General features: G+C 59.7%; 14 protein-coding genes. 7 read left to right on the top strand and 7 right to left on the bottom strand.

The window, feature by feature from the left end:
* Positions 1–466 precede the first annotated feature (466 nt).
* Positions 467–685, top strand: a complete 219-nt coding sequence (locus CRN80_RS25390; protein ID WP_032892153.1) for a hypothetical protein — start codon at positions 467–469, stop codon at positions 683–685.
* A 229-nt stretch (positions 686–914) separates the two neighbouring features.
* Complete coding sequence (locus CRN80_RS31015; RefSeq protein ID WP_138183577.1) at positions 915–1,328, top strand: hypothetical protein; 414 nt, start codon at positions 915–917, stop codon at positions 1,326–1,328.
* 69 nt (positions 1,329–1,397) lie between these two features.
* Here the strand turns inward: CRN80_RS31015 and CRN80_RS25385 are convergent, their stop codons facing one another.
* Together CRN80_RS25385 and CRN80_RS25380 are read right to left on the bottom strand one after the other, a co-directional pair.
* Entirely contained in the window at positions 1,398–2,570 is a 1,173-nt protein-coding gene (locus tag CRN80_RS25385; protein ID WP_256588561.1) for a Gfo/Idh/MocA family protein, read from the bottom strand.
* A gap of 100 nt (positions 2,571–2,670) precedes the next feature.
* A complete protein-coding gene (locus CRN80_RS25380) occupies positions 2,671–3,030 on the bottom strand; it encodes a hypothetical protein (protein WP_202877252.1) in 360 nt (119 codons plus the stop codon).
* A gap of 331 nt (positions 3,031–3,361) precedes the next feature.
* Between CRN80_RS25380 and CRN80_RS25375 the strand changes: the two genes are divergently transcribed.
* Complete coding sequence (locus CRN80_RS25375; protein WP_098951766.1) at positions 3,362–4,399, top strand: YCF48-related protein; 1,038 nt, start codon at positions 3,362–3,364, stop codon at positions 4,397–4,399.
* 18 nt (positions 4,400–4,417) lie between these two features.
* Entirely contained in the window at positions 4,418–6,793 is a 2,376-nt protein-coding gene (locus CRN80_RS25370) for an RND family transporter (protein WP_098951764.1), read from the top strand.
* A 65-nt stretch (positions 6,794–6,858) separates the two neighbouring features.
* Here CRN80_RS25370 and CRN80_RS25365 read toward each other — a convergent pair whose 3' ends face one another.
* Entirely contained in the window at positions 6,859–11,862 is a 5,004-nt protein-coding gene (locus tag CRN80_RS25365; RefSeq protein ID WP_098951762.1) for a dermonecrotic toxin domain-containing protein, read from the bottom strand.
* Positions 11,863–12,147: 285 nt separating this feature from the next.
* Between CRN80_RS25365 and CRN80_RS25360 the strand changes: the two genes are divergently transcribed.
* From CRN80_RS25360 to CRN80_RS25350, 3 genes are all read left to right on the top strand, one after another.
* The gene (locus CRN80_RS25360; protein WP_032892149.1) at positions 12,148–12,444 is read left to right on the top strand and encodes a DUF5629 family protein; all 297 of its coding nucleotides are present in this window, start codon (positions 12,148–12,150) and stop codon (positions 12,442–12,444) included.
* Positions 12,431–13,606: a lactonase family protein gene (locus CRN80_RS25355; RefSeq protein ID WP_098951760.1), complete on the top strand. Its 1,176-nt coding sequence runs from the start codon at positions 12,431–12,433 to the stop codon at positions 13,604–13,606. The genes CRN80_RS25360 and CRN80_RS25355 overlap by 14 nt, the downstream gene beginning before the upstream one ends.
* Positions 13,607–13,762: 156 nt before the next feature.
* Positions 13,763–13,942, top strand: coding sequence for a hypothetical protein (locus CRN80_RS25350; protein ID WP_032892147.1), 180 nt, complete (start codon positions 13,763–13,765; stop codon positions 13,940–13,942).
* Between the two features lie 608 nt (positions 13,943–14,550).
* On the opposite strand, the gene CRN80_RS25345 is transcribed toward CRN80_RS25350, so the two are convergent.
* The 4 genes from CRN80_RS25345 to CRN80_RS25330 form a co-directional block, all read right to left on the bottom strand.
* Positions 14,551–15,144 carry a glutathione S-transferase gene (locus CRN80_RS25345; protein ID WP_098951759.1) on the bottom strand — a complete coding sequence of 198 codons (594 nt, stop codon included), beginning with the start codon at positions 15,142–15,144 and terminating at the stop codon, positions 14,551–14,553.
* Positions 15,141–18,779 carry an AAA family ATPase gene (locus CRN80_RS25340; RefSeq protein ID WP_098951757.1) on the bottom strand — a complete coding sequence of 1,213 codons (3,639 nt, stop codon included), beginning with the start codon at positions 18,777–18,779 and terminating at the stop codon, positions 15,141–15,143. The genes CRN80_RS25345 and CRN80_RS25340 overlap by 4 nt, the downstream gene beginning before the upstream one ends.
* Positions 18,776–20,017 carry an exonuclease SbcCD subunit D C-terminal domain-containing protein gene (locus CRN80_RS25335; protein ID WP_098951755.1) on the bottom strand — a complete coding sequence of 414 codons (1,242 nt, stop codon included), beginning with the start codon at positions 20,015–20,017 and terminating at the stop codon, positions 18,776–18,778. Before CRN80_RS25335 ends, CRN80_RS25340 begins: the two co-directional genes overlap by 4 nt.
* A 90-nt stretch (positions 20,018–20,107) precedes the next feature.
* Positions 20,108–22,081: a zinc-dependent metalloprotease family protein gene (locus CRN80_RS25330; RefSeq protein ID WP_032892143.1), complete on the bottom strand. Its 1,974-nt coding sequence runs from the start codon at positions 22,079–22,081 to the stop codon at positions 20,108–20,110.
* Positions 22,082–22,169: the final 88 nt, after the last annotated feature.

Raw genomic sequence — 22,169 nt, 5'->3', positions numbered from 1 at the left:
GCGGTTAACACTGCAATCGTGCCCTGAGGCACACTTAATGGAGATTCTTAAATGGTGAGCAAAAAATCGTCGGCCTTATTGCTTTCTGGCGCATTGTTTGGTGGTGTAATGGCTTCAACTTACGTGCGCGCAGAGACGCAGGTTTATAATCAACCTGGTACCCATTACTTCACCGCCCCACTAGGAGTTACAGTAAAAGTCACTGTGATCGGCGGTGGCGGCGGGGGTGGGGGCGGTGGGGGCGCTCTTGACCGGCTTTTGGTGAGAAGTCGTGGCGCTGGTGGCGGTGGGGGGGGCGCAGGTGGTGGTCTAGTGTGTTCGGTATCCACCGCGTCAAATCCAACCTTCACCATTACTGTCGGTAGCGGCGGCGCCGAGGGTAGCGCAGGAAAGAAAGGCAGTCACACCCAGCTCGGCACATCGGGTGGTAATGGAGGGGACGGCGCAAAAAGCATAGTTAATACAAATGACGGTGTTTATTCCGCTGATGGGGGCTCTGGTGGAGGCGGCGGCGGCGATGGTGGGCTTACAACCGCTAAACCTGGACATGGCGGAAACGGAGGCGCTGCCCACCTCCCGGAGAATCAAGGAAACAACTGTTCTACGTTTAAGATTGGGGGCGTTGGCGAAAGCGGAGGCCTTTACGGTGGCTCAGAAACTCCTGGCAATGGCGGAGACAGTTTAGGTCTGTGCAGCAACGCGGGTAAAGGTGGTAAAGGCGGCGTTGGCGGTATCGCTAACTCAAGCAGCCAGACTGGATATTCCGGCTCTCCAGGGCTCAAGGGGGGAGATGGCTGTGTCATTCTCGAATATTGACTTTCCCTTAACCGTTTTCATCAATATCGAGGCTGTAAAGAATGATTGTGGGTTCTTTATAGCCCCTGCGTATATCGTTTAAAAAAGGAAGGTATATTATGGCTCTTACTTTGGTTAATGTTTATGTGCTCCTGCGGCATGGGAAAACTATCCCAGGCCCAACACCTAATGATCCGGCCTATGGAAAGCAATACAAAACTTGGATTGATACCAGCACGACTACCGGGAAAGATCTCGCATTGATCATTGCTGGTTTGTGTGGGGCTCAGCCATTAAAAAGGTACGGCGACCAGCCCGCGTTATACTATTTTAGTAATGTTGCACCACTTGAAAAGCCTGAGGGGACGGAGTTTGTGCAAACAGCACAACAGTTGAGAGTAAGAGGCTTGCCAAATTTAATGGATGTGCCGTCCATGTCAGGAGTTCCTATTTGGGAGGTAAGCCTACTTGCAGAAAAGCAGGTTAGCGAGGCTGGTTTGATTTTTTGCCAAACGTTTCGTTATCGATACTAGTATTATATGACAAGGAGTATTTCCGGTGGTCCGCGATGCCTAGGCACTCGCGGACTAGCTGACTTTAATTTAAAGTACCGTGCCCTCTACCTCCCCAAAATTTTTGGGTTGACTGTTTTTGAGTGGCCCGTGCGCGCTGACCTTGACCCAACGTTCTTCGAGGGCTGCCACGCGAATCGCTGTCGCCAATCGCTCTATCTCCCATGCAGCCTCGAAGTCGGTGCCATCCGCACCTTGCCCCGCCAGCGCCATGATCAACTCCTGCACCTCCAGCGTCTTCAACTCGTTGTAGCCCAACTGATGCCCCGCCGCCGGGCTGAACGCCGCATAGCCGGGCAGGGCAGGGCCAGCCAACAGGCGCTGGAAACCGTCCTGGCCGATGCGGCACAGGCGCAGTTCATTCAAGCGTTCCTGGTCAAACGCCAGCGTGCCTTGGGTACCGCTGATCTCGAAACTCAGATGGTTCTTGTAGCCGTGCTTGAGCCAACTGCTGCTCACCGTGCCACGGGCGCCGTTGGCAAAGCGCAACAGGGCGTGCACTTGGTCATCCACGGCAATGGTTTTTGAGGTCGGGCTGCCGGCGGTGGCGGGGCGCTGGCTGTGTACGGTCTGGGTATCGGCACACACATGGGTTACCTCGCCCACCAGATAGCGGGCCATCGACAGCAAATGGCTGCCCAGGTCCGCCAGGGCGCCGCCAGCATGCTCCACTTCGCAGCGCCACGACCAAGGGGAAGCCGGGTCGGCCATGAAGTCTTCGCTGAACTCACCTTGAAAACTGATGATCTGGCCCAATTCGCCCTGGGCAATCATCTGCCGCGCCAGCACGATCATCGGGTTGTGCTGGTAGTTGTAGCCGACCCGAGTCACCACCCCGGCGGTATGGGCGGCGCGGCGCATGGCATCGGCTTGTTCAAGGCTGACGGCCAGGGGCTTTTCGCAATACACGGCTTTACCCGCCGCTATCGCGGCCATGGCCATGGGGTAATGCAAATGGTTGGGGGTGGTGATAGCTACGACGTCGACTGTGGGATCGTTGACCAGCGCTTGCCAGTCACCATGGGCCTGGGCAAACCCCCAGGCGCTGGCGCAACGCTGGGCGCGCTCGGTGTCGGCATCGGCCAGGGCGGCCAGCTTGAGGTGCACCGGCAGTTCAAATACCGCCCGCGCGTTATTGAACGCCAGCGCGTGGGCGCGGCCCATGAAGCCTGTGCCGATCAAGCCGATTCCGAGTTCACGCATCGTCGTGGTCCTTTGGATTATTGTTTTCAGGAAGCCTATTAATGGAATAAACATTCTCTAAACTCAATAGATGGAATAAAAATTCATTCCGCCTGATCGCTCACCACTTGATCAGCGGCCGTTCGACTTTTGTGCGAGTCCAACCATTTTTGTACATGCAGTCCTTGATCAACGTTTCCCGAGGCAGGCGGTTTTTATCCGTATAGCTGTACTCGGTGTCGGTCTGTTCATTCTTTTTCCTGCAAGTGCTGTCGTCACTCGAGCAGGTTGAGCGTTTGGACGTTGCCGACGCCCTCACGTTATTGGGGGGCAGTGCCCTTAGCGCATCCGCTTCACACGCTGCTTGCTGATGCTTGCGTTGCTCGCGGGAGGCATCGGCCTTGACCCACGTTCGATCGTAGGTCGTACAGGAAACCAGTAGCAGGCAAGACACTAATAGGGTTAGGGCAGGGGTTTTCATGGCTGGCGCGTCCTTATGGCAAGGTTTGAGCGCCGATTGTGGTTCAGCTTGCAAAGGGCCAGCCAGTAAGCCGTTTCCGAATAGGCCCGTCGAAATTTCCGATATCGCACGTTAAAACGCCATCATTGCGCCGAATGCTCGGCTATTCACCCTTCGCTTTGCAGCCATCAGTTAACAAAAGATAACGTAGCGCCGATTGTCAGACGATTCCAAAGCCCGATAGGATGGCTCCTGCTTCCTCCAGGCGCTCTAGATTGCAGGTTTCAAGGTCCTGGCAGAGAAGACGACCTAACAATAATAAATGGGAGAAAGGTCTATGAGTGAGCCTGTCATGGGTTGGGTTGTTTGCCGCCCACGCGCCGCACGCAGGGTTGCGTTGCTGGCCACAGCGCTCTCGCTGCTTGCTGGCACGCTGTTGTCGATGCCGGTTCTGGCCGCCAGCGATACCTCCGCCGCCGCAGTCTTTGCGATTGAATCCCCCAAGGCCGCCAAAGGCTTGATGATCGACGTGGTTCACGCGGGCAAGCGCCTGGTGGCGGTCGGTGATCGTGGGCATATCCTGTATTCCGATGACCAGGGCAGCACCTGGGCCCAAGCCAAAGTGCCCACCCGGCAACTGCTCACGGCGGTGTTTTTCGTTGATGATCAGCACGGTTGGGCCGTCGGCCATGATGCGCAGATTCTTGCCAGTACCGATGGCGGCGCCACATGGACCCAGCAATATCAAGACCTCAAACGCGAAGCGCCGTTGCTCGATGTGTGGTTCAACGACGCCAACCACGGCCTGGCCGTGGGCGCCTACGGTGCGCTGATCGAAACCACCGACGGCGGCAAAACCTGGAACGACGTCAGCGAGCGACTCGACAACGAAGACCAGTACCACCTCAACGCCATCGCCCAGATCAAGGGCGCCGGCCTGTTTATCGTCGGTGAGCAAGGCAGCATGTTTCGCTCCAGTGACGACGGCCAGACCTGGGAAAAACTCGAAGGCCCCTACGAGGGTTCACTGTTTGGCGTGATCAGCACCGCACAGCCACAGACCCTGCTGGCGTATGGTTTGCGTGGCAACCTCTACCGCTCCACTGATTTCGGCAGCACCTGGGAGCAGGTCCAATTGAACGCGGCACGTGGTGCGCTGGAGTTTGGCCTGTCGGGTGCGACCTTGCTGGAGGACGGTTCTATCGTCGTGGTCGGCAACGGCGGCAGCGTGGTGGTCAGCCATGACGACGGCCAGACCTTCAGTGTGTTCAATCGCCCAGACCGCATTTCACTCTCGGCGGTCACGGCGGCAGGCAATGGCAATTTGATCCTCGCGGGGCAGGGTGGCGTGCGGGTTGCCACTTCGGCCGGCGCAGAGCTCTCAAAATAATAAGAAGGCGGGGATTCAATGAGCAGTCATCACAACGATAAAGCGACCTTTCTTGAGCGTCTGATCTTCAACAATCGCCCGGCGGTGATCGTCATCTGCCTGCTGGTGAGCCTCTTCCTGTTCTGGCAGGCGACCTTGATTCGCCCGTCCACCAGCTTTGAAAAGATGATCCCCCTCAAGCACCCCTTCATCGAAAAGATGATGGAGCACCGCAACGACCTGGCCAACCTGGGCAACACCGTGCGTATTTCGGTGGAGGCCAAGGACGGCGACATCTTCACCAAGGAGTACATGGAGACCCTGCGCCAGATCCACGACGAGGTGTTCTACATCTCCGGTGTGGACCGCTCGGGCCTCAAGTCACTGTGGAGCCCCAGCGTGCGCTGGACAGAAGTGACCGAAGAAGGGTTTGCCGGCGGGGAGGTCATCCCGCAGAGCTACAACGGCTCGCCGCAGAGCCTCGACCAGTTGCGCAATAACGTGCTCAAGTCCGGCCAGGTCGGGCGGCTGGTGGCCAATGACTTCAAGTCGAGCATCGTTGATATCCCGCTGTTGGAGTCCTACCCGGACCCGCAAGACCAGGGCAAGCTGCTGGCCCTGGACTATCGCAAGTTCTCCCATGAACTCGAAGACAAGATCCGCGACAAGTTCGAAACCCAGAACCCCAACGTCAAGATTCATATTGTCGGCTTTGCCAAAAAGGTTGGCGACCTGATCGACGGCCTGGTGATGGTGGTGCTGTTCTTCGGCGTTGCGTTTGTCATCACCCTGGTTCTGCTGCTGTGGTTCACCAACTGCCTGCGCAGCACCATTGCGGTGTTGAGTACGACATTGGTGGCGGTGGTCTGGCAACTCGGGTTGATGCACTTCTTCGGTTTCGGGCTGGACCCGTATTCCATGCTGGTGCCGTTCCTGATCTTCGCCATCGGCATTTCCCATGGGGTGCAGAAGATCAACGGCATTGCCCTGCAATCCAGCGAGGCAGACAACGCCCTGACCGCTGCGCGGCGTACCTTTCGGCAACTGTTCCTGCCGGGGATGATCGCGATCCTCGCCGACGCAGTGGGCTTCATCACGCTGCTGATCATCGACATCGGTGTGATCCGCGAACTGGCCATCGGCGCGTCCATCGGCGTGGCGGTCATTGTGTTCACTAACCTGATACTGCTGCCGGTCGCGATTTCCTACGTGGGCATCAGCAAACGCGCCATCGCCAAGAGCAAGAAAGACGCGAACCGCGAACATAGCTTCTGGCGCCTGCTGTCCAAATTCGCCAGCCCGAAAGTCGCGCCGGTTTCGGTGTTCCTGGCCCTGATCGCCTTTGGTGGCGGCCTCTGGTACAGCCAGAACCTGAAGATCGGTGATCTGGACGAAGGCGCACCGGAACTGCGCCCGGACTCGCGCTACAACAAGGACAACAACTTCATCATCAGCAATTACTCCACCAGTTCCGACGTGCTGGTGGTGATGGTCAAGACCAAGGCCGAAGGCTGCTCGCGCTATGAAGCCATGGCGCCCATCGACCAGTTGATGTGGAAGATGCAGAACACCGAGGGCGTGCAGTCGGCGATCTCGTTGGTGACCGTGTCCAAGCAAATGATCAAGGGCATGAACGAGGGCAACCTGAAATGGGAAACCCTGTCGCGCAACCCGGATGTGCTGAACAACTCCATCGCCCGTGCCGATGGCTTGTACAACAACAATTGCTCCCTGGCGCCAGTGCTGGTGTTCCTCAACGACCACAAGGCCGAAACCCTCGACCGCGCCGTGCATGCAGTGCAGGACTTCGCCAAGGAAAACAACAAGGACGGCCTGGAATTCATCCTCGCCGCGGGCAATGCCGGGATCGAAGCGGCCACCAACGAGGTGATCAAGGAGTCGGAGCTGATCATCCTGATCCTGGTGTACCTGTGTGTAGCGACCATGTGCATGATCACCTTCCGTTCCTGGGCAGCGACCCTGTGCATCGTGCTGCCGCTGGTGCTGACCTCGGTACTGGGTAACGCGCTGATGGCGTTCATGGGCATTGGCGTCAAGGTCGCGACCTTGCCGGTGGTGGCCTTGGGTGTGGGCATTGGCGTGGACTACGGCATCTACATTTACAGCCGCCTGGAAAGCTTCCTGCGTGCCGGCCTGCCGTTGCAAGAGGCGTATTACCAGACGCTGAAATCCACCGGTAAAGCCGTGCTGTTCACCGGCCTGTGCCTGGCCATCGGCGTGTGCACCTGGATCTTCTCGGCCATCAAGTTCCAGGCTGACATGGGCCTGATGCTGACCTTTATGCTGCTGTGGAACATGTTCGGCGCGCTGTGGCTGTTGCCGGCGCTGGCGCGGTTCCTGATCAAGCCCGAGAAGCTGGCGGGGCAGAAGGGCAACTCATTGTTCGCGCATTAAGCCTGGGTAGCAGAACAAAAAGCCGCACACTGTGCGGCTTTTTGTTGGGCCTCAGGCCCAGGGTTTCACAATTTCAAGAACAGCTTTTCAGCCAGCGGCTTGGTGATAGCGGCCTTGATGAGTTTCTCAACGACCCCGTTGTTTCCGGCTTCTTCAATCAGCATCTTTTGAGTCTTGATGCGTTGCTGCGGTGTTTTCAAGTGCGCCGCCCTGAAGTCATCACGCGCCCAGCCTTTTTCTGGGTAGTGAAAGTGGGCATACCACAACGCATCGATTTTGTTTTTCTTGCGCACCACATACTCGGTGAAGACATCGCCACTTCTGGTCGGGATGTCGCGCCGTACCAGGTTTATATCGACAAAACCGTGACGCCACAGGTAATCGACGTTTTCCGCCGTGGGCGTCTGTACCAGATAGCCATCAGCGGTATGCTGGCGGGCCTTTTGCAGCATTTGTTCGGCCGCTGCTCGCCAGCGCGCCACCCATTCGGCGGTTTCCGGCTTGTTGCCGTGGGCGGCTTGTGCCTGTTGCGCCTTCTCGAAAAGCAGGTTGGCCTGGGCTTCGAGCATGTCGTTCCAGTCGCGGGGGCTGACAGTGTCTCGCCACAGCGGGTCATCGAGTTTCTTTTTCTGAAAGAGGATGGTTTTTTCTATCTTCGGCACGCCGTCGATGAGGTTTTGCGCCTCACTCTTATACGTGGACCAGGACTTGGGCGGTGAGGCTGGGCGAGGTGCTGTGGGCTGTCCCTGGACGATTTTCACCCAGCCGCGTTCCCCAGGGTGTTCGCTGTAGCTGGCAATGGGTTGCCCGCTCATTGGGTCGACCACGTCGATGATATCGACGGTTCGGCCCGGCTCCGAAGGGCGCAACGTGCCGATAAATGTTTCCTGGTGCTCGGTCCTGAACACGCGTTGGTTCTGCGGTTTCGCCCTTTGGTTGGTGCGCGCGGGCGCGGCAGGAAGCAGAAACTGCTCTTCTTTGACCACCTGGACCAGTTCGGTTTCGGCCTGAGTGATGAACTCATTGAGCAATTCGTTGAAGCGGTGGTGGTACTCGACTCGAAAAAACTCTGGGCGCTGCTCCTGCATCAGTCGACTGTCGTTCAGCACTTGTTTGAACTTGGTAATAATGGTGATCAATGCGGCATGGCGCTCCTCAAGGGTGTAGTCGTGGTATTGGCGAAGATCCTCGTAGGTCAATATTTCGGTTTTCAGGTTTTCTGTCATCAAGCGGTTCATCTGAAAATACACGGCTTCATCGAGGCGACGTGCAGCCCGTGTAGTGGTCAGTTGCTGGAGGTACGACAATCTGTTCACTTGTGTTGTGAGTAGCAGGGTGTCCAGCGATACCGGATACCGTTGCTTGAGGAAGCTGTCGGCGGCCTTGTAGCCAAAAGGCGAGTCGTTCCTCCAGCGTTCGAATATGGAACTGATGGTCTGTCGCACTGCCAACAGGTGCTCGGTGTCCTGATAGCCTATTTTGAACGCCTCCATCATTTCGTTATATGACACCTCCAAGCCGTTATTGGATTTGTCAGTCAGTTCGGCCAATGAAGCGCCATTCACGCCATGTTTCAGCATTTCGCTGGTCAGGCCCACATATATATTATCTAGCTCGATCAGCGCGCTTAGAGTCTGCTGATATTCCAGTGAGCGGTTCTTTTTGAGCTCGGATAAATCGTCAATGCCGCCGATCTTTTTCGGCGCCAAGGTTTCGATGTTGTGCTCGCTGGCCGCTATCAGTGACTGCGTCAACGGCCTGAGGTTTTCAAGTTGTTGGTCCAGGTCGGCTCTGAGTGCTTCGGCGGCCTGCCGCTGATTGGAGTAGGTCGCGGCGAAACGGTCTGCAGATGCTTCATTGTTTGCCAGACCGCGTAGCGTCTTGAGTTTTTTTCGTGCTTGTTCGTACTCGGCAAAGGCGTTGCGGATTTTTTCCATGCTGCCAGCATGTTCTTTTGAAATCTTGCTGCGTTCCTGCCAGCCGCGTTGAAAATCCTCTTTGGTTCGGGCCCTGGCTTCCAGGTTTTGTCTGATCGTACTCTGCAAGTCTTTCGTTTTCGGCATTCCGCCCTTGAGCCTTGGCGCCAAGTCAAAATACCAGTTGCCCCGGGCGTCCCGTGCTATCGAGGGCGCGGTGCGTGCCTTGTTGTGTTCGTCAATCACGTAAGGGCCATCCAGGTCGGTGGCGACGCGAAACCAGTGATTGTCGATTTTGGCGTACCAGCGGTTATCCACCTGATACAGGCCCTTCCTGATGCCTTCGGCGATGGGGGTGCCGGGAGCTGCCGGTGCGGGCGCTTTGAACGAGTCGATGTGCGCGCGCAGCTCAGGGGTGAGTCCGCGTGGGCTCGACAGCCTGATATCGATGGCCGTACCTGCGCCCAAACCGGTGGTGACCGGCGCGTTCGGGTCCTGGTGAATGGTGGGCGCAGGGCGTACGGGGTCATTGCTCTGACGGGGGCGAGGCGCAGGGTTGCTGGTCTCTGGCCTCGGCTTGAACGGCTCAAAGGTGCGCGTCGGCGTGGGTTCGGCAACTGGGACATGGGTCAGGGTCATGCCCAGGTTCACCAGCAGGTCGACCATTGCCCCGGCCGGGTCCGGATCGTTCGCGGTCGACAGGCGCTTGATGTCGTTTTCGGCATTGGCCAGTTGCAGCAACCAGCCGGCCATGGCGCCCGGCCCGCGCATCAGCGGCAGCAGGGTATTGAACAGCAGCCAGCCGAGTTCCTTGTAGGAGGCCCAGCGGCTTTGCGCATCGGAAGTGGATTGGCCTTCTGCGAGGGTAACCAGGCTGTTGGCGTTGGAGTGGAACCAGTGCGTGGCCAGGTCGCCATTGAGCAGGTCCTGGCGTAGCGTGCTGGCAGCGGCATAGCCGTCGACAGCCAGGGCGGTCGGCTTGGGCGTGGCAGGCGGGTCAAACTCATTGAATACGGTAAAACGGGCAATATTGGGCGTGTGAAAACCGCCATTGCCGTACACCGCCCGTACTTTGTCGTCCGGCAACCAGGCCAACACGCTTTCCTGCAGCGCACCGGGCTTGCGGATGGCCTCCAGCAGCGCGTCGCGGCTGGCGAACTCCAGCAGTGCCGGCTTCAGCTGGGGGCGATACAAAAGGTGCGGGCCGCTGCCGTTGGCCAGCGGTTCGATGATGAACATATTGGCGACCACATCCGGCGTCGCTCCCGGCTTGCGCACAAACGCCAGGGGCCGCACGGTAATCTCTTGGCCGTCCACCCATTTGCTGCCCGCGCCGGGTTGGGTGACGGCTTCGATAAACGCGTGGCCCTGGGCGGTGATGCCGGCTTCACCCTTGAGCTTGAGTTCCAAGGCCTGCATCGCGAGCTGCAGGGGTACCTGCTCGATGAAACGTGCCAGCCGATCACGGGCCGCTGGGCTGTCGTCCAGCAGTTCACGCTTGAGCAATTCGGGGTAGTGGCCGCCTATGTCCACGGTATTGATCAAGTCCTTGAGCATTTTTGGCAGGCTGGCATCGCTGACCCGTTGCCCATGCAGGTGGACTTCCATCTCACCCTTGGGCAAGCCCGAAAGGTTTTCCAGGGCCATGTCCACCAGGCTCATTTTCACCCGTTCCAGGTAGTTGCTGCCCATATCGCCCACCGGGACCTTGAACACCACCTCCACATCCTTGGCGGTGTAACCCTTGCCGGCTAAATGCTGGTCGAGCTGTTGCTCGGTGTAGGTGCGGATATCGGGGATGCCGTCGAGGAAGGTGCGGCCATTGTTGCGGCGCACACTGCTGGCCAGGGCCAGTGCGTGCTGTCGATAGGTGTCGCGTTCTGCGGCGCTTGCCGAGCCGAACCAGGTAGGCAGCTGTTCATGCAGGCGGTCAAGCTCGCGCGCGTTGGGCGCATAGGCCCCGACAAACCAGGGGCTCGGGTCGCTGGCCTGGGTGAAAGCCTGCTCCAACGCCTCAAGCGAACCGGTGGTGGGCACCTCGATGGACGCAACGTTCTCCACCACGGCATTGAGGATGACCGCCGCCTGGGTATCGAAAATATTCCCCGCAGGCTCCTGGCGCTTCCAGTTCAGGCTGTCGAAAACGAAGGCATCGCCCATTTTCTCGCCCCAGGCTTGGCCGAATGCGTGCAAGGAGTCATAGGGCGTCACCACGCCGGCGGCGGTGGCGTGCAGCACCTGCATGCGGCCATCGACCTGGCGCGTGATCAGCAGGTCTGGGGTGAGTTGCGAGGCATTGCCACCGGCATGGCTCACCGCAGAGTCGAGGATAAACACCTGCGCCGCGGCCTCGCCTTTGGCCGCTTGGCGCTGCGCACGGTCCGGGTAGGTCAGTACCTGGTCGAGGGTTTCGCGCTGTTGAGCGCTGAGCCCCGGCTGTTTCAGAGCGGCGATGGTCAAAGTGTCGCGCAGCGTGTCGCTGAGCCAGCGCCAGGGGTTGTCGCCTTGAGAATGGGCATCGGTGCTGGCCATGAAGTGCTTGAGCAGGGCCTGTTCGAAGGTTTTTTTGAGCGGGGCGCGCAGGCTGCGGATCGCCAGTTCGATGGCCTGCATATCAATGCCGGGCATCAAGGCATCCGGCGACGGCGTCGGCTTGAGGGTGTGCCCGGTGACTGGGTCGATCAGCGTGCAGGGCAGTGCATGTTTGTCGGTAAAGTCGAGGTCGCCTTCGGTGGTCAGGTGCCTCAGGGCGATGTCCAGCAAGGGGGTCAGGCGGTACTGGGGCGGGCTGCTTGAAATGGGTTCGGCGACCGCCGTTTCGGCGGGATTGAATGCCAAAGTGGGGTACAGGCTTTTGATCGCCTCCTCGAGCATCCCCGACACCACTGAACGCAGCGTAGGGCGGGTATCGAACTGGTGGGCGACCGCCGTTGCGGTGAGCGGCGCCGAGCTTTCGCTGGCCGGGGTGGAAGCGGTGGTCCCTGTGGTGCGCAACGGTGCGGATGCACGTCGGGGCCGGCTCAGCGGTTGGTCGTTTGCGGTATTCGATAAGGGTTCTTGATGGGGGCCGACCGTCTGGCGGGCAGCCGGTGTTGGCAGTGACAGGGGCAGGTTAGGGGCAAAAAAACGCTGGGGGTAGTTTCCCTGGATCATCGTGCAGCTTCCTTGTCGAGTCATGCTAGTCATAGAGGTGACCCTGTTCGCGTCATGCGGGCAGGTAACAAGGAAACTACCGAGGCGGGTTTTTCAGTGAAATCGGCAAAAGGTAATCAAGCATTTCGATTGGCACGCGCTGGCCGTCAACCCTTGATACGGCACGGGGTGGAGCAGGGCGCGGGATATGTGGCTGCATGTAAACGCGGCGCAGGCCACGCGAGGATTTACGCCGCTGCAACCATTTGCCCTATCATGGGGTCTTTCCTCTGAACGATTGATGTTATGACTGCCGAATCCGCCTCCTTGCGCCCCGTGCTTGAAACCAGCGACATGCTTGAAATCGACGGCCTGCATGCCTTTGATTTCGAGTTGACTGAACTAAAGCTTGTGATTACCGCCATGGATGGCCGGGCCGAAAAACGCTGGAGCTTCACCACGGCGCAGGTGGACGCCGCCACATTTGACGACACGCTGCAAAGCTGGACCCTTACCGGTGAGTCGGGCGAGCACCGCTTGATCTGCATGAGCGCCTTCACCGGCAACAATAACGATGAGGACGAAGCGGATGATGATGCGTAAATTCTGGCCCCTGCTGATGGCAGGCAGCGTCGGTGCGATGTCGGTACAGGCCGCACCCAGCGATGTGCATGAACTGCTGGTGGGCAGCTACACCGCCGGTAGCAGCGAGGGTATTTACCGCCTGCAGTTCGACAGCCGCACCGGGCAGTTCAACGGCAAGCCGGTGCTGGCGGCGAAAACCGCCAACCCTTCCTGGCTGACGATTTCCAAAGACCAGAAGCAATTGTTCGTGGTCAATGAAAACGGCCCGGGCCAGGAAGACCCGGTGGGGCGTGTCAGCAGCTACAGTATCGACCCGCAGAACCACCAGCTGACCCTGATCAACCAGGTGCAGAGCCTGGGCAATGAGCCCACCCATTCCAGCGTGGCCGCCGATGGACGTTACCTGTTCGTCGCCAACTATTCGGTGGTGGAAGACCCGGGTGGCAGCTTGGCGATCTTGCCGGTGGATGCCAGTGGCAAGCTGTCGGCGCCGGTGCAGTTGAGCGGGCACCCGGCCAGCCGCGTGAACCCGGAGCGCCAGGCGTCCAACCATGTGCATTCGGTGGTGTCGTCGCCGGACGGCAAGTATGTATTCGTGCAGGACCTGGGCGCAGACAAGGTATTTGCCTACCGCTACGACCCCAAGGCCAATCACGAGCTGCCACTCACCGCGGCCAACCCGGCGTCGGTGCAGTTGCCACCGGGCAGCGGCCCGCGTCACTTGCTGTTCAGCGCGGACGGCAAACACGCCTGGCTGACCACTGAGATGAGCGCCCAGGTGGCCGTGTTCGACTACAACGACGGCAAGCTTAAGCAAACCCAGGTGGTGGACTATGCCGCCGGCCAACCGGTGTCCGACAAGGCCGGTGCAGCGTTGCATGCGTCAAACGACGGCAAATTCCTGTACGTGAGCAACCGTGGCACGGCCAATCAGATGCTGGTGTTCAGCATCGACCCGGCCACCGCGCACCTCAAGGAAATCCAGCGGCGCTCTGTCGAAGGCGACCATCCGCGCGAGTTCAGCCTCGACCCGAGCGGCAAGTTCCTGCTGGTCGCCAACCAGAAAAGCAATGAAATCGTGGTGGTTGAACGCGACCCCAAGACTGGTCTGCTGGGTAAAACCGTGCAGAAATTGCCGATCGATGCCCCCAGCGACCTCAAGTTTCTGGTGCGTCAATAAGCCACAGGCCCCGCAATGCGGGGCCTGAGCCTTTGTATTAATGGCAGTGATAACGGCTACTGTTTCAAAGCATTTCTAAGGTTCAACCCTCGGGCGTAAGTTGGGTTCCAAGGCCTTCCCAGGCCACCCAACCAAACGCACACAAGGGTTACCGCCATGAATTTCAATCTCTTCTCGATCATTGCTGCTTCTGCTGTTTCCGCTACTGTGGCATTGCCTGCCGCTGCTAGCGTGGAAGTCTCCGGCAAAAAATCCAGTGTCACGGCCTATACCCAGAAGTACCTGCAACAGAGTGCCAATTTCTATGCTGCGCTGGATCACAAGAGCCAGCACTGAGGCGCCATTGAGCCAAGGTCAACTGTGGGAGCTGGCTTGCCTGCGATGATGGCCTGCCAGCCGACACCTATCTACCTGAAACCCCACGATCCAACTGTGGGAGCTGGCTTGCCTGCGATGACGCCCTCACAGCCGCCCCATATCTACCTGGCGCCCCAACGATCCAACTGTGGGAGCGGGCTTGCTCGCGAAGGCGGCCTGGCGGGCGACACTGTTATATCGAGTACATATTCATTGCTGCGGTAACGGCTACTTAGGGTTCCGCCCTGACGGCGGCTCACTTTTGAAAAGCGCAAAAGTAAGCAAAACGCTCTTGCCCCACCACTCGGCACCTCGCTTAGGCTCGGTGTGCCCGTAATCCGCCAGTGATTTGGGGGGCCGCCGCCACGCGCCATCCATGGCGCGGGGCGGCTAAACCGGCATCCCTGCCGGTTTACCCCCCAAATCCCTGTCGAATTCCGGCCAGCGTGGTTTGACGGGGCGCCTAAGATCAAAAGCAGATCAAGATCAAGAGCGGCTCGCTTCGCATCGTGGTTACCGTTGAGCGCTACAGAGTTGTCCTATGGCCATCGCAGGCAAGCCAGCTCCCACAGTTGATTGGATTAGCCTCAGGGTTTCGCCATCACCGCCATAAACAACGGTGAATCCAGAAACCGTTGCAGCCAGGCCTGCAAACGCCCATACCGTGTGCTCGCAAACCACTCCCGATCCACATGGGCAAACTGGCGTACAAACGGCATCAGCGCCGCATCTGCCAGGCTCAGGTGCTCGGCGAGCAGGTACTCACGGTCTGCCAGCAATGTTTCCAGTTTCTGTAAGAACACTTCACCCTCGGCCCGATAATGCTCCATCGAGTGCTCCGGGTAGCGTTCGGCGTACTTGTATCGATTCAAATGATGCTTGAACACCTGATCATTCTCGGTAATCAACGCCAGCACCGCAGGGTCACCTTGCAGCAGCCAATCATCCGGGTCGTGCTGCGCCAGCGCCCACTGCATGATCTGCAGGCTTTCCTCGATCACTCGACCTTCGACACTCAGCACCGGCACCGTGCCCTTGGGCGACAGCTTGAGCATCTCGGCCGGCTTGGCTTTCAGGCTGACTTCGATAATGCGCACCGCCACGCCGGAGTAGCGCAGCGCCAGCCGCGCGCGCATTGCATAGGGGCAGCGCCGGAACGAATACAGCAGCGCTTCGCTCACTTGACCTCCAACGTGCTCAGGCCGTTGCCCTGGCGCTGGACCTGAATCTGCACCGGGATGCGTTCATGCATTTCCTGTACATGGGAGATCACCGCCACTTTGCGGCCCTGGGCTTGCAAGCCGTCCAGGGCGTCCATTGCCAGTTGCAATGACTCGGGATCGAGGCTGCCAAAGCCTTCGTCGATAAACAGCGACTCGATCTTTAAGGTGCTCGACGCCATCGACGCCAGCCCCAACGCCAGTGCCAACGACACCAGGAAAGTTTCGCCACCGGACAGCGAGTGCACCGAGCGCAGTTCATCGCCCATTTCTGTGTCCATGACCAACAGCCCGAGCATGCTGCCGCCGCGTTTAAGCCGGTAGCGGCGCACCAGTTGGCGCAGTTGCACGTTGGCGTGGTGCACCAGCAAGTCGAGGTTGTAGGCCTGGGCGATCTTGCGGAAGGTGTCGCCGGTGGCCGAGCCGATCAGCGCATTCAGGCGGGCCCAGCGCTGCCACTGCTCGTAAGCTTTGGCGATCTGTTCGGCCAGGGCCTGGTTGGCATTCTGGCGACGCTGGTCTTCGGACTGGCGTGCGCGCAGTTCGGCGCAGTGTTTCTCACCCTCGAGCAGTTGCTGGTTAAGCGTTGCCAGGGTGGCGTCCAGTTGCTCGGCCTCCAGGTTGCCGTTGTGCAGGGCCTGGTGTTCGGCCAGGCGCTGTTCGCGCTCGTGCAGCAGAACCTTGGCCTGTTCCACGGCCTTTTCGCTGCTGTGCAGGTGCTGACGCAACTGCGTGACCTGGGCCTCATCGAAGGCCAACAGGCGTGCCAGGCCTTGATCATCCAGTTCGGGGTGCAGGGCGCGCCATTCGCTGATGCGTGTCGCGAGGGCTTGCTGTTCCGCCTCCAATGCCTGCTGGCGTTGCTGCTGGGCGTTGAGGTCGGCGGCCAGTTGTACCAGGGCCGTGTGCACAGCGTGCAGTTCCTGGTTGGCGTCGGTCTCGCTCTGGCGGGACTGGATGACGGCTTGTTCCAGTTGCTGTTGCCAGTGTTCGGCGCTGGGGTGGTCCCCTAGCACGGCGCGGAGTTTTTCCTGGACGGCGTGTTGCTGGTCGGCCAGCTCGGCGACTTGCAGATTCAAGGCATCGAGTTGCTGCTGACGATGCTGCTGGTGGGTGTGTTGTTTCTCGATGGCCTGTTGGCGCTCCTGCTGCTCGGCCTGCTCGTCGCGTTGATGGCCCAATTGCTCAAGGCGCTGGCTGACCTGCTGGTCGAGCTGCATGAAGGTCGCCGCAGGCGCGCTGCGCAAACCCTCCAGCGTATCGACGGGCAACAGGCTGGCGAAGGCGCTGAGTTCCGTCTCCAGGCGTTCGCGGTCGCCGGCCAGTTGCCGCTGTTGGTCCACCAGCAATTGCCGGGCTTGCTGGCTGGCGTCCTGGGCGGCTTGCAATTGTTGCTGCAAGCGCCCGGCGTTCTGTTGCAGGTTGAGCAGGGCGCCCTGGCGTTGTTCGTCCTGGCTGATGCTTTGGGTCAATTGGGCCAGTTGCTGGGCCAGCCAAGGGCTGCGCTTGTCGACGTCCTGGTTGAACAGCGAGGCGCACAGCGGATGGGCTTGCAGGCTCGGTGCCAAACCCTGCTGCTGCGTGGCCAGCTGTTCCTGCTGTTGCAGGAATTCTTTTTGCTGAGCGATCAGGCCGCCCACTTCACCGCGCAATTCAGTGAGTTTTTCCTTGAGGCTGTCGACGGCTTTCTGCGCCGCCGCCTCTTCACTTTCATCATGGCGACCCAGGCTTTGCAGCAGGGCTTCAGGCTGGTGATAGGGGTGCTCGTGGCTACCGCACACCGGGCAGGGTTGGTCATCCTGCAACTGCTCGCGTAATTCCTCGACGCTGGCACTGCGGGCCAGGCGTTGGCGTTCCAGCAGTTGCTTGGTCACCGCCAGGGTTTGTTCGGCAACGGTGAGTTCGGCCTTGGTTTGCAGGCCGGTCTGGTTCAGTTGTTCGCGTTTTTGCGCGGCCTCGGCAAGCTTTTGCGTCAGCGCAGCGGCCTGTTGATCCAGCTGTTGCTGGCTGTCCCACAAGCGGGCCAGGTCTTCGAAGGCGCGCTGTTGCTTGCGATTGTCTTGCAGCAGGCTGGCCAGTAACTGGATTTGTTCGGCCACCGCGTGCGGTTCGGCACCGGCCTCGTGGTAGAGCAAATCCAGGGCTTCGCGCTGTAGGGTGAACTGTTCGGCGGCGGCGCTGGCGCGCTGTTCGAGCTGCCCCAGCTCGGCCTGGCCTTGGTTGAGGCGATTGCCAATCAACACCAGCTGTTGCAGGCGGTCACGGTAGGCGTTCCAGGCATCGCTCAGCGGGGCGAGGGCGGCGCTGTGTTCAAGCTCGGTGGCCAGGCGTTGCAGGCGCTCGCTGCCTTGGGCCTGCGTGTGTTGCAAGCCGTCGAGCAGGGCCTGGCCTTCGGTGCAGGCGCTTTCGTGCTGGTGTTTTTCCTCGTTGCGCTTGGCCAGTTCGCGGCTCACGTGGGCGAGGGTGTTTTGCTCCTCGATGGCCTGGCGCAGCAGGGGCGCGGCGTCGGCCTGGTTTTTCAGGGCCTCAGCCAGTGCTGCCTGGGCGGCCACTTGCTGGTGTTGCGCCTGTTCCTGGCGGGTGTGCAGGGCGGTTTGTTGCTCCAGGTGCTGGGCAATCTGCGCCGCCAGCGGTGTCAGCAAGGTGGCGAGTTCTGCCTGGCGCAGGAAGTGATGGCGTTGCGGTGCCAACTGCTCCAGCAGGCTCAGGTCCTGGCGTTGCTGGCCTTGGGCGGCCCAGGTCTGTTCGTCGCGTTGCAGTTGCTCCACGGCATGCTGATGGCGCTCCTGCCATTCACGCAGCTCCTTGAGCCAGGTGTGCTGCAACTCCAACTGCTTGAGCTGGGCTTGCTGGGTCTTGAGCTGTTGCTGAGCTTCGGCCAACTGTTGGTCCAGCTCGGCGCGGGCTTCGGGGGCCAGGGGCACCACGCCGGTGGCTTGGTCCTGCAGCTGTTTGTGGGCGTCCTTGGCCTCTTTGGCCTTGTCGAACGCACGGCGGCCGAGCTGGGTGTAAAGCGCGGTGTCGGTGAGCTTTTCCAGCAGCTCGCTGCGCTCATTGTCATTGGCCTTGAGGAAGGCGCTGAACTCGCTTTGCGCCAGCAGCACCGCACGGGTGAACTGTTCGAAGTTCAGGCCCAGGGCCAATTCCAGCTGGGTCTTGTATTCGGTTTTCTGGCTGGCCAGCAGTTGGTCGCTGTCCAGGTCGATCAGGCTTTGCCGGCTGTTCTGTAACTTGCCGCTGGCTTTGTCGCGAGCGCGGTTGGCTTCCCAGCGCGCACGGTAGCGACGGCCACTGACACCGACAAAATCCACCTCGGCATAGCCACCACCGGTGCCGCGGCGAATCAGGGTGCGCGGGTCGCCGATGGAAATATCCGTGTCGGCATCCGGCATTTTGGCCTGGCCGGTATCACCCAGGCGCGGCACCGCGCCAAACAGCGCCAGGCACAACGCATCGAGCAGGGTGCTTTTACCCGCGCCAGTCGGCCCGGTGATGGCGAACAGGCCCGCACTGGCCAGCGGCTCGGCGGTAAAGTCGATTTCGAACGGGCCCGCCAGGGAGGCGAGGTTTTTCAAGCGGATGGCGAGAATCTTCATGGCTGTTCGCCCTCCTGTTGCACTTCCTGGAGCAGCACGGCGAAGTCCTTCAAGGTCTGTTCATCCACTTCACTGCCGTAGCTGTCCTGCCAGGCGCGGCTGAACAGTTCCTGGGGCGTGAGCTGGTCGAGTTCGATCAGTTGCGCATCGTCTGCCTCTGCGCTGCCGCGTGTGCCGGCGTATTCGGCGGCGATACGCACCAGGCGCACGGCCTTGCCTTGCAACGCGGTTTCGATCTGTTGGCGCAGGTCTGGTTGCGGCTCGTCGAGGCGCACGCGCACTTCCAGCCAGGGGTGGCGCTGGGTTTCGGCGAGCAGGTCGATGTCGGGCAGTTCACCGAGTTGCTTGAGGATATCGGCCAGGGGCGCGGCGTCCAGGCGTTGCAGGTTGACGGAGCGGGGGATCAGGATCGGTTCGCAGCCCACCAGCCTTTCGCCCTGGAACGTCACGTCGAGAATCTGGTGCTTGTAGCCGATTTCGGAGAACGACAAGGGTATCGGCGAGCCGCTGTAGCGAATGCGCTCCTCGCCATTGACCTTTTGCGGCTTGTGCAAATGGCCGAGGGCCACATACGCCACGCTTCGGTCGAACAGTGTGGCGGGCAGTGCCTCGGCATTGCCGATGATCAGGCTGCGTTCGGAGTCTTCGGATACCGAGCCACCGGCCATGTGCGCATGGCTGATGGCTATCAACGCCTGGCCTTTGTTGCGCTTGGCATTGGCGGCCGCGATCAGCCATTCATGCACTTGGCCGATGCCGCGCAGGTAATCATCGCCCAACTGGGCACCGGTGACTTCCGCTGGCCGCAGGAAGGGCAGCGCCAGGCACCAGGCGACGATCTTGCCTTTGGCATTGGGCAGCGGGATCAGCAGGCGGTCGGCATCCAGTTGGCCGTCATCCAACCACAGCACCCGGCCCAGGGCATGGGTGCGCAGGCGGCGCATCAGGGGCGCGGGCAGTTCGATGCGCGAGCCGGAGTCATGGTTGCCGGCGATCATCACAATGGTCAGTGTCGGCTGTTGTTCGTGGGCGCTGATGATGAAGTCATACAAGCGCTCCTGGGCCTTGAGCGGCGGGTTGACCGTGTCGAAGATATCGCCGGCGATCAACAGCACATCCGGGCGCTGGGCCTTGAGTTGGCCCAGCAGCCATTCAAGGAAACAGGCGTGTTCGAAGTCGCGTTCCTGGCCGTGGAGGTTTTGGCCCAAGTGCCAGTCGGAGGTATGAAACAGACGCAAGGCGAACTCCGTGGAGAAGATGAAAAGGAGGGGAGTTTACCTGTATTGCGAACACGCTGCCCCCGCTGTCCCATTCTTCAATTGCTGCAATCAATGGGAACAGCTACTCAACTTCCGCCACGGTTTGCCCTCTGGCCCAGCGTTCAGGTCGGGACGCTGACGTTGTGTCCAGTGCGCAACCTCATAGTTGTAGCCGGCGTAGGATGCTTTCTCGTTAACGGTTGCGTAGATTTTTTCTTCCTCCCAGGGCGCAGCGCATAGGGCCAGCGCTGTAAGAATGACGACGCTCGAACTGCGTTTAACCTCGTTTGTGCCGTCGCTGACCGTCACATAAATAGTGGTGTTAGTGTCTTTATCGACGTCTGCCGCAGTATAGATGCCGCTGGGCCGCCCCCCCGTGGTGCCGGTGTACATGCCCGCCGTCCTGGACCAGGCGTAGGTCAGTGGTTTGTCGGTTGAACTGTAGGCGTCGACCTTGACGGGCAATTGACCACCAGCGATAACGGTCGGCGGGATATCCATGGTGGCGGTAATCGGTGCAATAGCGGGCCTGATCGTGAGGGTCTTGTTCAGTAGGGTGGTGCCATAGGCGTTGGTCAATTTCACCGAAATGGGTTTTCGCAGGGGTTGCGCAACATTCGGGGCTTTCAAGCTCAGCGAATCGGCGCTACCGACCTCGGGTGTGAAGCCAGGCGCGGACCAGGCATAGTCCAATGTGCTGCCACCGGGGTCGGTCGCTATAGCGCGGGCGACGAACGTCTGGTTGGCCTCGACATCCAGGGGAATCTCCAATTGGCCGACAGGCAGTTGGGCCTCGAGTGGTGGGTAAAAGTTGGCGAGCACTTCGCGCCGTAGATTGAGGACACGCACGCTGTTGTGAATACCGGCGATGCCCATGGGCAAGCCGTTATATGTACGGTTGGGGCTGGACCAATAATTGCCCCTTGGACACGCCGGTATGCAGTCGTAGGCCATGGTCGTACGCCAGAAAGGACTATGCCCTTTTTGTTGATAGCCGAAGCCATCGCCGTATTGGCCTGCCGGCACATCCGAATAATGGTTCAAACCAAAGTTATGCCCCATCTCATGGGCGAAAGTGTAGTTGCCGGTTGGGCAACTGACGATGCTGAAGGCGTAACCCTTGGGCGCATTCACGTAGGCCAGCCCGCAATAGATACTGGCCTTGCTGACCATGACAACCAGATCGGCCCGTTGTTGTTCACGCAATAAACTTACCGGCCCGCCCAGGGCCGCATGGGTGGGTGTCCTGAGGTCCACGAGCATTTGGCTGTAACCGTCCGTTCCCTGCTTATCGGAATAGTCGAGGTGATAGACCCCTGCGCTCTCAAAATAGATCGGTACGTCGCTATGGGCCATGCCTTGATTGGCTTCAGCGAACATCAGTGCGGCATGGCCTTCCATATCGGGCCACGCCGCCTTGGCCTGGTTGGTGTAGATCAGCAGTACACGAATGGCGCTTAGCGCAGTGCTAGTCGGTGCTGCCGGGGAATGTTCCAGGGGGGGATCAACCGGTAGGACGAGGTCTTCAGGGTATTTGGAGGTGTCTACTTTAACGATGACGTGTTCTCCCGCGCCCACCGGAACGATTTGATACAGCTGGCCGAGATAATGAATAGAACCGGAGACTTGATCGCCATTGCGCACCAGTATCGCGCTATTGAGCTCGTCCACCGGCACTTCTTTGCCGGTTTGCACCCCGGCGTTGATCATGCGCTGATCGGGAAGGCGTCCATGCCAGGTGAACAGGCGAGTGCTGGCGAATTCGGCTTGAAACTTACTCGCCACGACAACCAGGCCTTCCTCCAGGGGAAACGCCAATTCCTGCATATCGGTTGTCAGCAACCCAGCATCCAGGGTCAATTGGTTGACTTGTACTGTGGTCTGATCGTCGAGGATGGCTTTCAAGGCGCTGTTCGCCGGATGGCCTGCCGTGGACTGGGCTGATACCTGTGGGCCCAGCAGAAATAATGCCTCGGCTGCGAACAGCCGTGAAGACATTAGCAGCCAGCAGGTGGCAAGGGCATAAAGTACGGGTCTGTTCATTGTTTGCGCTCTCCTGGATGCTTCCCGCTTGGGACGTTCCGTACAGCTAAATCGGGAATCGCGCGGGCGGATACTGTCGTAAATACCA

Origin of the sequence: Pseudomonas sp. FDAARGOS_380 (genome assembly GCF_002591235.1) — a bacterium.
Taxonomy (GTDB): Bacteria; Pseudomonadota; Gammaproteobacteria; order Pseudomonadales; family Pseudomonadaceae; genus Aquipseudomonas; species Aquipseudomonas salmasensis.
This window is presented reverse-complemented; position numbering and strand designations above follow the sequence as displayed.

Excerpts from the sequence above, each read along its gene's own strand:
- CRN80_RS25355 (WP_098951760.1), top strand. The coding sequence starts at position 12,431 with ATGATGATGCGTAAATTCTGGCCCCTGCTGATGGCAGGCAGCGTCGGT.
- CRN80_RS31015 (WP_138183577.1), top strand. The coding sequence starts at position 915 with ATGGCTCTTACTTTGGTTAATGTTTATGTGCTCCTGCGGCATGGGAAA.
- CRN80_RS25375 (WP_098951766.1), top strand. The coding sequence starts at position 3,362 with ATGGGTTGGGTTGTTTGCCGCCCACGCGCCGCACGCAGGGTTGCGTTG.
- CRN80_RS25365 (WP_098951762.1), bottom strand. The coding sequence starts at position 11,862 with ATGATCCAGGGAAACTACCCCCAGCGTTTTTTTGCCCCTAACCTGCCC.
- CRN80_RS25360 (WP_032892149.1), top strand. The coding sequence starts at position 12,148 with ATGACTGCCGAATCCGCCTCCTTGCGCCCCGTGCTTGAAACCAGCGAC.
- CRN80_RS25370 (WP_098951764.1), top strand. The coding sequence starts at position 4,418 with ATGAGCAGTCATCACAACGATAAAGCGACCTTTCTTGAGCGTCTGATC.
- CRN80_RS25340 (WP_098951757.1), bottom strand. The coding sequence starts at position 18,779 with ATGAAGATTCTCGCCATCCGCTTGAAAAACCTCGCCTCCCTGGCGGGC.
- CRN80_RS25390 (WP_032892153.1), top strand. The coding sequence starts at position 467 with ATGACGGTGTTTATTCCGCTGATGGGGGCTCTGGTGGAGGCGGCGGCG.
- CRN80_RS25380 (WP_202877252.1), bottom strand. The coding sequence starts at position 3,030 with ATGAAAACCCCTGCCCTAACCCTATTAGTGTCTTGCCTGCTACTGGTT.
- CRN80_RS25330 (WP_032892143.1), bottom strand. The coding sequence starts at position 22,081 with ATGAACAGACCCGTACTTTATGCCCTTGCCACCTGCTGGCTGCTAATG.
- CRN80_RS25385 (WP_256588561.1), bottom strand. The coding sequence starts at position 2,570 with ATGCGTGAACTCGGAATCGGCTTGATCGGCACAGGCTTCATGGGCCGC.
- CRN80_RS25350 (WP_032892147.1), top strand. The coding sequence starts at position 13,763 with ATGAATTTCAATCTCTTCTCGATCATTGCTGCTTCTGCTGTTTCCGCT.